Source organism: Actinomadura sp. KC06, assembly GCF_004348735.1.
Lineage (GTDB): Bacteria > Actinomycetota > Actinomycetes > Streptosporangiales > Streptosporangiaceae > Spirillospora.
Genome location: NZ_SMKT01000045.1, coordinates 45,113 through 55,558, shown reverse-complemented (window position 1 = coordinate 55,558; position 10,446 = coordinate 45,113). Strand labels below are relative to the sequence as shown.

The window sequence follows — 10,446 nt, the reverse complement described above, 5'->3', positions numbered from 1 at the left end:
CGCGTGGGCGCCAGCGGGGGCTGAGGCGGGTTGCGGGGAGCGGGCGTCAGACCACCATCAGGAGCACGACCGCGACGATCGCGACCACCGCCACGACGGCGGCGATGCCGACGATGAGCCCGACGTTCGGGCCGGACTTCTGCGGCGGCGCCTGGTTGGCGAAGCTCTGAAACTGGTGGGTGGTTCCTGCCGGGTCTTGGGGAGTCTCTGACATGCCGACGAGGGTAACGGATCATATACGCCCGAGCCGGACGCTTTCGGGCGTCCACCACCATTCCGGGCTTCCAAGAGCGGAGAGTGTGGGATTCGAACCCACGAGGACTGTCCCCAGCCCTGGGCGCTTTCAAGGCGCCTGCACTAGTCCACTATGCGAACTCTCCAGATGACCAACGCCCACGATAGCGGGCGCCGGACACTGACCTCGACCGCATAAAGCGGTTCACCCCAGCGCGACGTCGGCGTACGAGTAGTCACACCCGCAGGGGGCATCGTCGTGGACGAACTTCATGGTCGCAGCCCCCTCCCGCTGACCTTGTTTGGACGACGCCGTCACCCGCACGGGCTGGCCGACGACCGTCCGCGGCTCCATCCACGAAAGCTTGACCTCCAACGCTCCGGTATCGAGCAGCGAACACTCCGCCGAGCCGCACGAGAAGTACTCCGTCTCCGGACGGCGCGTAACACGGAAGTCGACGCACGCCCCACCGACACAGATCTTCATGCGCACACCCTCCACCGCTAACCGGTCGAGACCCGAGACGGCGACCGTCACGCGATGGCGGCACACGCAGACCCCGCTTGCACCGGACGAGGACGAGCAGCCCACGCACAGCGCCATCACCGCGGCGGCGAGCGGCAGCCACCTTAAACCGATCATGGACGGTGGGACGCGCCCCGCGCGCTCACGGTTCCGCGGCGCCGTCCTCACCGTCGCCGGCCGCGTCGCCTTCGTGGTCCGGGGGATGGACGGCGTAGCCGGGGATGGACGGCCAGCGGACGGTCATCACGACCGACTCCTCCTCCGCGCACCACGAATGGTCGACGCCGCGTCCCCACACCACGTAGTCGCCCTGCTCGGCCAGGACCACGTCCCCCTCGGGGAACTCCAGCCGGAACCGGCCGCTGACCAGCACCAGAAGGGCGGTGCGCTTCTCGCCGTTCGTCCACCGGGCGCGCCGCTCGCCCTTCGGGTGGACGCCCCATTTGATCTCGACCTCGTCGCTGCGGCGCAGATCGCCCGGCGGCTTGAAATGGCCGAGCAGCCAGCCGCTGTCAGCGGCGGCGTCCGGGCCCGCCTTTCCCACGTACACGCCGTCCACAGGCCGCGACCCTAGCGTCCGGTCTCGGCGGGCCAGCGGGCGACGCGCCCGTCCGCCGCCGTCCGGCACTCGGCGCAGGCGCCGGGCCTGGCGGCCGACCAGTAGTGGCGCAGGACGATGACGGCGTCGCGGTCGATCCCGCATAGCGTGGCCGTGTACGTCACGGCGTGCTCCACGCCCGCCTCGCCGGACGCAGCCGCCCACCGCTGATCCGCAGGCGGGAACGGACGGCGCAGAAACGTGCCATCCGCCTTCCGGAGGTACAAAGCGTCGCACCCGTCGCAGTTCCAGACCTCGTCACCGGCCAGGTCGCGCCGGTTCAGGGACGTCCCGCAGACCTCGCACACCACCCACCGCCGCGTCAGGGCTGGACGGGACGTTGGTACGCGAACCCGTCGCCGACCACTGCGGCGAGCGTCAGGTACGCCTCGCGTGTCGCGGGGGCGAGCTGCTCCAGCTCCACCTCGGCCCCCTCCTCCAGGTGGTCGTCGTACGGGATGCGGACGACGGCGCGGCAGCGGCTCTCGAAATGCGCCTGGAGCTTGTCCAGGTCGACCTGGCTGCGGGTCCGGTTGCGGACCATCGACAGCACGACCACGCCGTTGCGGACGAGATGGCCGTGGTCGTGCGCCTCCAGCCAATCCAGCGTCGCGCTCGCCGAACGGGCGCCGTCCACCGACGGGGAGCTGACGAGGACGAGCTGGTCCGCGAGGCTCAGCACGCCCGCCATCGCGGAGTGCAGCAGCCCCGTCCCGCAGTCGGTGATGCAGATCGAGTAGTACTGCTCCAGGACGACGGCCACGGCGGCGTAGTCGTCCGCGCTGAACGCCTCGCTGACCGCCGGGTCGCGGTCGGACGCCAGCACTTCGAGCCGGGCGTTGTTCTGCGAGGTGAACGCCCGGACGTCGGCGTACCGCTGGATCCGGTCCCGGTTGTTGAGCAGGTCGCGGACGGTCGCGGCCGTCTCCAGCCGGACCTTGTCCGACAGCGTCCCGCGGTCCGGGTTCGCGTCCACCGCGATCACGGTGTCGCCGCGCAGCGACCCCAGCATCGAACCGAGCCCGGTCGTGGTGGTCGTCTTGCCGACGCCGCCCTTCAGCGACATGACCGCGACCCGGTGATGCCCGCCCGCCACCATGGTGCGCGCCCGGGCGATGAGGTCCTTGCGGCGCACATCGCCCTGCGACTCCCCGGGATGGATGTTGCCCGCGGTCGCCTTGTACACGGCGCGCCGCCAACCGGACGACGGCGCGATGCGGCGCTCACCGAGCAGGTTCTCGGAACTGAGGCTGTCGGCGTTCTGCGGTTGCTGCGGCATCTGCTGCTGCGGCATCTGCTGGGGTGCCTGCTGCTGCGCGGGATAGCCGTACCCCTGCAAAGGCTGCCCGGTGTTGGGGTCGACCGCCGGGTACTGCTGACCGGCCGCATTTGGATCCTGCGCGTACGGCTGCCCCGTGTTCGGATCGAACTGCTGGTACTGCTGACCCGTGTTGGGATCGAACTGGGCGTACGGCTGACCGGTGTTCGGGTCGACCTGCTGATAAGGCTGGCCCTGGTTGGGGTCCATCGGCGGGTACTGCTGTCCGCCCGCGTTCGGGTCCTGCGCGTACGGCTGCCCCGTGTTCGGATCGAACTGCTGGTACTGCTGGCCGGTGTTGGGATCGAACTGCTGATACGGCTGCCCGGTGTTGGGGTCGTACTGGGCGTAGGGCTGCCCGGTGTTCGGGTCGGCCTGCTGGTACGGCTGGCCGGTTTCAGGGGACAGGGGCTGGCCGGTCTGCAGGTCGAACGGGACGTACGGCCGTCCTGCGGCGTCGGTGTCCTGCGGGTAAGGCTGGCCGGTCGTGGGGTCGATCGGCTGGTACGGCTGGACGGTCGCCTCGGCGTCCTGCTGCGGGGGGAACTGGTCGGACGGGTAGGGCGGCAGCTGTTCGAGGGGAGGCGCGGTGTTGCCGTTGGCGTCGTACTGCGGCTGCTGGGGCGGCGGATACGGGGCCTGCGGCTGCGGCGGCTGCTGCTGCGACGGCTGCGACGGCGGCGGGGCACCTTGCGGAGCGCCCTGTGGGGGCTGGGGCTGGTCGTAGCCCTGGAAGCCGCCCGGAGCGGAGTACGGCGGAGGCGGCAGCATTCCTCCGTCGAACGGCTGCGGCGCGGAGCCGCCTTCGTACGGCGGGGGCTGCGGCGGGCCGAAGTTCTCGGGCGGGAAGTTCTCGGGGGCCTGCTGGAACATGGGCGGCGGCGCGGCGAGCCAGGGATTGGCGTTGGGGTCGTTCTGCTCGGTCGGAGGCTGGGGCAGGGGGAAGGGCTGAGCGGCTTCGTCCGGCGGCGCGTTCTCCTGCTCGGCGGACGCCGGCGGCGGGCCCTGCGGAGCCTGTCCGCCGCCTTCGGCGCCTTCGGCGCCGGGAGGCGGCGGGGCGGGTACCTGCCCGGTCTGCTCCCCGCTCATCGCGTCCAGAGAGGCCAGCCGCTCCTCAAGGGAACGCCCGTCGTGCTCGTTCCTTGCCACCGTTCTTCCCCCTCGGGCACGCCTCTTATGATCAACACGGTGCGGGTGGGCAAAATGGCCCCCACGCAGGATACCCGTGCGCCAATACCACGCATCCACAGTGGAGATCGACGTTTGCGCCGCCGCGGACGGGCCCGCGGCGATGCGTCCGGCAGCGTTCCTGCGCCGTCCGTTACGGACCGTTCCCTGGCCGGCCCCCGGTAGCGTTGCCGGTATGCATGCGATCGTTATCCGCGAGCCGGGCGACCCCGGCGTCCTGGAGTGGACGCGGGTTCCGGATCCGGTGCCGAAGCCGGGCGAGGTGCTGATCGACGTGGCGGCGAGCGCGGTCAACCGCGCCGACGTCATGCAGCGTATGGGCTTCTACCCGCCGCCAGAGGGCGCCCCGCCGTATCCGGGCCTGGAAGTGTCGGGAACGGTCGCCGAGCTCGGCGCGGACGTGACCGGCCTGGCCCGCGGCGACGAGGTGTGCGCGCTGCTCACCGGCGGCGGGTACGCCGAACGCGTCGCGGTTCCGGCGGCGCAGGTCCTGCCCGTGCCGAGCGGCGTGGACCTGGTGGACGCGGCCGGGCTCCCCGAAGTCTCATGCACGGTGTGGTCGAACGTCTTCATGCTCGGCGGGCTGCGCGCCGGGGAGACCCTTCTCGTCCACGGCGGCGGCAGCGGCATCGGGACCCTCGCGATCCAGCTCGCCAAGGCGCGCGGCGCGCGGGTGGTGACGACGGTCGGCAGCGCGGAGAAGGCCGCCCGCTGCCGGGAGCTCGGCGCGGACGTGACGGTGAACTACCGCGAGGACGACTTCGTCGACAGCGGCCCGTACGACGTGATCCTGGACCTGATCGGCGCCAAGTACCTCGCCAGGAACGTGGACGCGCTCGCCACCGGCGGCCGGCTCATGGTCATCGGGCTCCAAGGCGGCGCGAAGGCCGAGCTGGACATCGGCAAGCTGCTGCGCAAACGCGCCCTGGTGCACGCGACGACGCTGCGGTCCCGTCCGCCGGCGGAGAAGGCGGAGATCGTGGCCGGGGTCCGGGAGCATGTGTGGCCGCTGCTGGAGTCGGGCTCCGTCCGGGCGGTCGTCGACCGGCGGATCCCGATGCCGGACGCGGCGAGCGCGCACCGGCTGCTCGAAGAGAGCGGTCATATCGGCAAGATCCTGCTGACCGTGTGAGGATGAAGGGATTATGAGCGAGCCTTCCAAGAAGCAGTCTGAACAGGAACCGCAGGTGCTCGTGGTCGGCCCGAACGGCATCGCCGTCGAGGGCGGCGGCGAGGGCGAGTCCGAGGGCAAGTCGATCACCGACATGGTCGAGCAGCCCGCGAAGGTGATGCGGATCGGCGGGATGATCCGGCAGCTGCTGGACGAGGTCAAGGCCGCCCCGCTGGACGAGGCGAGCCGGGCCCGGCTGCGGGAGATCCACAAGTCGTCCATCAAGGAGCTCGAGGACGGTCTCGCGCCGGAGCTGGTGGAGGAGCTGGAGCGGCTGTCGCTGCCGTTCACGGAGGGCACGGTCCCGAGCGAGTCGGAGCTGCGGATCGCGCAGGCCCAGCTCGTCGGCTGGCTGGAGGGCCTGTTCCACGGCATCCAGACGACGCTGTTCGCCCAGCAGATGGCGGCCCGCGCCCAGCTCGAACAGATGCGCCGCGCCCTCCCCGCCGGAATGATGCCCCCCGGCGCCGAGGACGACCAGCCCGGCACCCGCTCCTCCGGCCCCTACCTGTAAGGACGCGAGAAACGGCCGCCTCCGGCTTGGGCTTCGTCAGCATGCTGACGAAGCCCTCGCGGAGGCGGCCGTTCTCATGTCGCGTCGTCGCCGCCGGAACGGTCCCACGTCACGGCGGTGCCGGAAGGTCTAGGTCAAGGCGTCGGCGTTGGGGTAGAGGCGTTCGAGGACTTCGGCGACGCCGTCGTCGTCGTTGCTGGACGTCTTGTGCGTTACGGCGGCCAGCACGAGTGGGTGGGCGTTCGCGACCGCGTAGGAGGTGCCCGCCCAGGTGAGCATCGGGAGGTCGTTCAGCTGGTCGCCGAAGGCGACGACGTCGTCGGACGCGATGTCGTGCTCGGCGCACAGGGCGGCGAGCGCGCTGGCCTTGGTGACGCCGTGCGCGCTCATCTCCAGCAGCCCGCGCCCGGACGAGTTCGTCACGGTCACGAGGTCGCCGACGGCCTCCACCGCCTTCTCCGTGAGCTCGTCGGCGTCGGCGTCGGCGTGGAAGGCGAGCAGCTTGGTGCCGCTGCGGTCGGCGAGCCGGTCGGCGTCCACGGGGCGTCCGCCGAGGGCCTCGGCGTCCCAGCGACCGAGGTTGTAGGTGGTCTCGAAGACGAACCCGGTCGGGTGCTCCACGGCGAAGCGGAGTTCGGGCACGAGGGCGCGGAGCCGTCCGACCGTCTCGGCGATCACGTCGGGGGCGATCTCCGAGGTGCGCAGGACGGTGTCGGTGTGCAGGTCGTACACCACGGCGCCGTTGGCGCAGATCGCGACGCCGTGGTGGCGGACGGCCGCGGCGACCTCCGTCATCCAGCGCGGCGGGCGGCCGGTCACCATCACCAGCACCGCCCCGGCGCGTTCGACGCGGGCCAGGGCGGCGATGGTCCGGTCGGAGAGCGTCCCGTCGGAGCGCACGATCGTCCCGTCCAGATCGGTGGCGATCATGCGTGGCGAGGCTTGGGTCATGGCACCTTCCAGGGCAGGTCAGCCCCACCCTAGGCGACATATCCGGCGGGCTTCCCGGCGGCTTACCGTTTGACGGGCTCCAGGACGTCCAGCCCGATGAACTTCCGCAGCGCCTCCGGGACGCGGACCGTCCCGTCCGCGCGCTGGTGGTTCTCCAGGATCGCGACCATCCAGCGCGTCGTCGCGAGCGTCCCGTTCAGCGTCGCGACCGGGCGGCTCCTGCCGCCCTCGTCCTTGAACCGGACCGCCAGGCGCCGGGCCTGGAACTCGGTGCAGTTGGACGTCGACGTGACCTCCCGGTACGTGCCCTGCGACGGCACCCACGCCTCGCAGTCGTACTTGCGCGCGGCGCTGGACCCGAGGTCGCCCGCCGCCACGTCGATCACCCGGTACGGGATCTCGACCTTGGCGAGCATCTCCTTCTCCCACTCCAGCAGCCGCAGGTGCTCGGCGTGCGCGTCGGCGGGGTCGCAGTAGGAGAACATCTCCACCTTGTCGAACTGGTGGACGCGGATGATGCCGCGCGTGTCCTTCCCGTAGGAGCCGGCCTCGCGGCGGAAGCACGACGACCACGCCGCGTACCGACGCGGCAGCGCGTCGATGATCTCGTTCATGTGGTACGCCGCGAGCGGGACCTCGGACGTCCCGACCAGGTACAGCTCGTCCTGCGGGAGCTGGTACACCTCGGCGGCGTGCGCGCCGAGGAACCCGGTGCCCTCCATCGCCTCCGGCTTCACCAGCACCGGCGGATACATCGGGACGAACCCGGACGCGACCGCCTGCTCCATCGCGAGGTTCAGCAGCGCGTACTGCAGCCGCGCGCCGACGCCCGTCAGGTAGTAGAACCGCGCGCCGGACACCTTCGCGCCGCGCTCCATGTCGATGGCGCCGAGGCTCTCGCCCAGCTCCAGGTGGTCTTTCGGCTCGAAGTCGAACTTGGTCGGCTCGCCGACGTGCTCCAGGACGACGAAGTCCTGCTCGCCGCCGGGCGGGGCGCCGTCCTCGATGAGGTTCGGGACGCCCTTCAGCAGCGCGTCGAGCTCCTCGCCGAGCCGGTCGGCCTCCGCCTCGGCCTCCTTGACCTGCTGCGCCAGCTCCTTCGCGCGGGTCAGCAGCTGCTGCCGCTCGTCGCCCTGCGCCTTGGACACCGACTTGCCGAAACTCTTCTGCTCCGCCCGCAGCCGCTCGAACGACGTCAGCGCCGTCCGGCGCCTCCCGTCAAGGTCGAGCAGCAGGTCGACGACGCCGTCATCCTCACCGCGGGCGCGCTGCGAGGCACGCAGCCGCTCGGGATCCTCTCGAAGAGCTCGCAGGTCGATCACAGACCCGAGGCTACCGGCCGAACCCCGCCGCCGCGCGCGAGTATCGCCGGTTGTGGAAAACCTCGCCCGCCCGGCGGGGGCTCAGCGGACGCCGCTGGCCAGCAGGGCGTGCGCGGGCAGCGCGACCTGGCCGTCCGCGACCGCGTACGCGCGGACGATCCCGTCGTATGCCTCCTTGATCCGCGCGACGGTCTTGGCGTCCTGCCGCCCGACGACGTAGCCGTTGCTGCCGACCTTGGACAGCGCGCCCGTCTCCCACCAGTCCTCGGGGTCGACGACGTGCTCCCACGTCACCTCTTCGACGGCGACCTCGCCGACCCCGGCCTCCGCCACCAGCCGACGGAACGCGACCGGCTCGCCGTACTGCATGAACGGCGGCTCCGGGACGTCCTCCGGCCACGGCACGCCCGCCTCCTCGATCGCCTCCCGGACGACCCCGAGCGCCCCGCTGCCGGGCATCAGCCAGCAGGTCAGCGCCAGCCGCCCGCCCGGCCGCAGGACGCGCCGCAGCTCGCCGATCGCCACACCGGGCGAGCCGACGTGGTTGATGACGAAGTTCCCGGCGACGGCGTCGAACGTCCCGTCCGGAAACGGCACGTCGGGCAGGACGGCGACGTGCACGTCCAGTCCGGGAACGTTCCGGCGCGCGGTGTCCGCCATGCCGGGGTCGGCGTCCATCGCCGACACCACGGCCCCGCGCTCCGCCGCCCCCTGCGACACGAACCCCGGCCCGGTGCCGACATCGAGGAACCGCGTCCCGTCCGCGACGCCCGCGGCGTCCAGCAGCGGACCGACCATGTGGCGGGTGAGCCGGGCGAACCCCCGCTCGTACGCGGTGGCGCGCCCGGCCCACAGTTCCCGCTCGTAAAGATCGAAGTCCTTGGTCACCCACGCAGCGTACGTCAGCGCACGTCGACGTAGTCCGCCGGCGTGTCCGACGGGAAGTAGCTGCCGCTGCCCTTGTAGGACGCCATCCAGTAGCCGTCCGCCGACGCCTTGAACGTCTTCCGGAACCATCCGCTGCTGTCGGTCTTCGTCGCGGCCATCTGCGTCCACGTCGTCGAGCCCGCGCGCTTGAAGTAGACGTACACGGGCGCGTTCGGTCCCGGGCCCGCCACGTCACGGAACCGGTAGAGCAGGCCCTTGACCGTGATCGTTCCGCCCTTCTTCACCGGCTCGGGCGAGGCGTTGAAGTCGTACCACTGCGTCCGGTACTTCACGTCGACGTAGTCGGCCGGGCCGGCGGCCGGCGTGTTGAGCGCGCTGCCCGCGTACCGGGCACGCCAGTACCCGTCCTTGTTCAGGGGCGTGAGGCCGTTGAAGTAGAAGTTCCCCGGACGGGACAGCGTCTGGGTCTGGACGGTCGTCCACGTCTTGCCGTCCGGCGAGAACTCGAGGACCAGCGGCAGGTCGCTGACGTTGGTGAAGTCCGGCTTGACCGACAGCGTCCCATTCACGATGACGGAGTCGCCGTAGGCGAGGGGTTCGGGGTATGCGTCGAAGGCGGTGATCTCGGAGATGTTCCGGATGTTCAGCGACCCGACGCTCGTCTGGCTGCCGACGTAGAATCCCTCGTCCAGAACCCGTGCGGTCACCGTGCCGGACTTCCCCGCCTCCCGCGCGGCCGTGAAGTAGGTGTGGAAGGTTCCGTCCGCGGCGGTCCGCACCGAGGTGCCGATGCCGCCTCCGAGATCCATCAACGCGCTCGGCACCTCGACCTGGACCTGTGCGTTGGCCGCGGGTACGAGCCCGGCGGCCCCGTACCGGAGGACCTTGCCGTCGACGGCCATCCGCGTGTACGGCGCCACCGTCGAAGCCGGCTTGATCTGCGCGGTGATCTCCGTGGCCTGCTTGGTCACGATGAGGGAGGCGCTCTTGTAGGCCGGGCAGAGCAGCCCCTGCCGGGGAGCGGTGACGCTCGCGTACGGGACACCGCCCGATTTCACCGTGAACGAGCCGTCGCCGCCCGTCGTCGTCTCGACGTCCGTCCCGACCCTGATCGTCCCGCCCGCCATCGGTTCGGGAGCGTCCTCACGAACCTTCTGGACGAGGACCCGGCCGCTCATGGTCACGTCCGGATGATCGGCGTCGATGACGCTCGGCGCGTAGGTGAAGCCGCTGATCGTGGTCTGGTAGCAGTCGTCCATCAGGCGCCGCAGCGTCCGCGTCAGGCCATCCGCTGTGGTGACCACCACGTCGACGTAGGTGTAGCCGGGCCGGATCTTGATGTCGGGACGGTACTCGGCCTGCCAGACGCCGTCGTTGTCCGTCCCCTCCGTCCGCGTGAGGTCGAAGGAGGCGTAGGGCTCAGCGGTGAGTTCCTGATAGCGCATGAACCCCCGGACGCTCGTGACCCCGCTGGCCGACTTGGCCTTCAGGCTGAGCTTGGCCACCCGGTCCCTGGCCAGCTGGTCGAAGTCGACCGTCAGGAAGGCGTCCTTCACGTCCGCGTGAGCGGCGTTCGGGACGAGCAGAACCGAAGCTGCGAGCGCAGCCGTCGCGAGCAGAGCCGAGTATCGACGCACGGCGGATGACCTCTCCACTGAATACTGGTGCAGAGGAGACGTCCAAGATCCACAGTCGGTTGGCCGCCTGTGATCACAGTTGGGTCGCGGCCGTGCCCC

General features: G+C 70.8%; 11 protein-coding genes and 1 tRNA gene. 2 read left to right on the top strand and 10 right to left on the bottom strand.

All coding sequences use genetic code 11. The features are described 5' to 3' along the window. Positions 1-46: 46 nt before the first annotated feature. From E1287_RS43775 to E1287_RS45670, 6 genes are all read right to left on the bottom strand, one after another. Entirely contained in the window at positions 47-214 is a 168-nt protein-coding gene (locus E1287_RS43775; RefSeq protein WP_165969045.1) for a hypothetical protein, read from the bottom strand. A 77-nt stretch (positions 215-291) separates the two neighbouring features. Continuing rightward, positions 292-380 (bottom strand) — tRNA-Ser (locus tag E1287_RS16860). A gap of 59 nt (positions 381-439) precedes the next feature. After that, entirely contained in the window at positions 440-772 is a 333-nt protein-coding gene (locus tag E1287_RS16855) for a hypothetical protein (protein ID WP_131965898.1), read from the bottom strand. 130 nt (positions 773-902) lie between these two features. Beyond that, positions 903-1,319 (bottom strand): signal peptidase I, encoded by a 417-nt coding sequence (locus E1287_RS16850; protein ID WP_131965897.1) that lies wholly within the window; start codon positions 1,317-1,319, stop codon positions 903-905. An 11-nt stretch (positions 1,320-1,330) separates the two neighbouring features. After that, positions 1,331-1,483 carry a hypothetical protein gene (locus E1287_RS43770; protein ID WP_165969044.1) on the bottom strand — a complete coding sequence of 51 codons (153 nt, stop codon included), beginning with the start codon at positions 1,481-1,483 and terminating at the stop codon, positions 1,331-1,333. Positions 1,484-1,680: 197 nt separating this feature from the next. Next, positions 1,681-3,825 carry an AAA family ATPase gene (locus E1287_RS45670; protein ID WP_243719099.1) on the bottom strand — a complete coding sequence of 715 codons (2,145 nt, stop codon included), beginning with the start codon at positions 3,823-3,825 and terminating at the stop codon, positions 1,681-1,683. Between the two features lie 214 nt (positions 3,826-4,039). Here E1287_RS45670 and E1287_RS16840 point away from each other — a divergent pair, with 214 nt between their 5' ends. After that, positions 4,040-4,996, top strand: coding sequence for an NAD(P)H-quinone oxidoreductase (locus tag E1287_RS16840; RefSeq protein ID WP_131965896.1), 957 nt, complete (start codon positions 4,040-4,042; stop codon positions 4,994-4,996). Between the two features lie 13 nt (positions 4,997-5,009). Beyond that, positions 5,010-5,549: a bacterial proteasome activator family protein gene (locus E1287_RS16835; RefSeq protein ID WP_131965895.1), complete on the top strand. Its 540-nt coding sequence runs from the start codon at positions 5,010-5,012 to the stop codon at positions 5,547-5,549. 129 nt (positions 5,550-5,678) lie between these two features. On the opposite strand, the gene E1287_RS16830 is transcribed toward E1287_RS16835, so the two are convergent. From E1287_RS16830 to E1287_RS16815, 4 genes are all read right to left on the bottom strand, one after another. After that, positions 5,679-6,479: a Cof-type HAD-IIB family hydrolase gene (locus tag E1287_RS16830; RefSeq protein ID WP_243719097.1), complete on the bottom strand. Its 801-nt coding sequence runs from the start codon at positions 6,477-6,479 to the stop codon at positions 5,679-5,681. A gap of 83 nt (positions 6,480-6,562) precedes the next feature. Then, positions 6,563-7,822 (bottom strand): serine--tRNA ligase, encoded by a 1,260-nt coding sequence (gene serS, locus E1287_RS16825; RefSeq protein WP_131965893.1) that lies wholly within the window; start codon positions 7,820-7,822, stop codon positions 6,563-6,565. 81 nt (positions 7,823-7,903) lie between these two features. Next, complete coding sequence (locus E1287_RS16820) at positions 7,904-8,710, bottom strand: class I SAM-dependent methyltransferase (protein ID WP_165969043.1); 807 nt, start codon at positions 8,708-8,710, stop codon at positions 7,904-7,906. 14 nt (positions 8,711-8,724) lie between these two features. Beyond that, positions 8,725-10,347: a hypothetical protein gene (locus tag E1287_RS16815; RefSeq protein WP_131965891.1), complete on the bottom strand. Its 1,623-nt coding sequence runs from the start codon at positions 10,345-10,347 to the stop codon at positions 8,725-8,727. Positions 10,348-10,446: the final 99 nt, after the last annotated feature.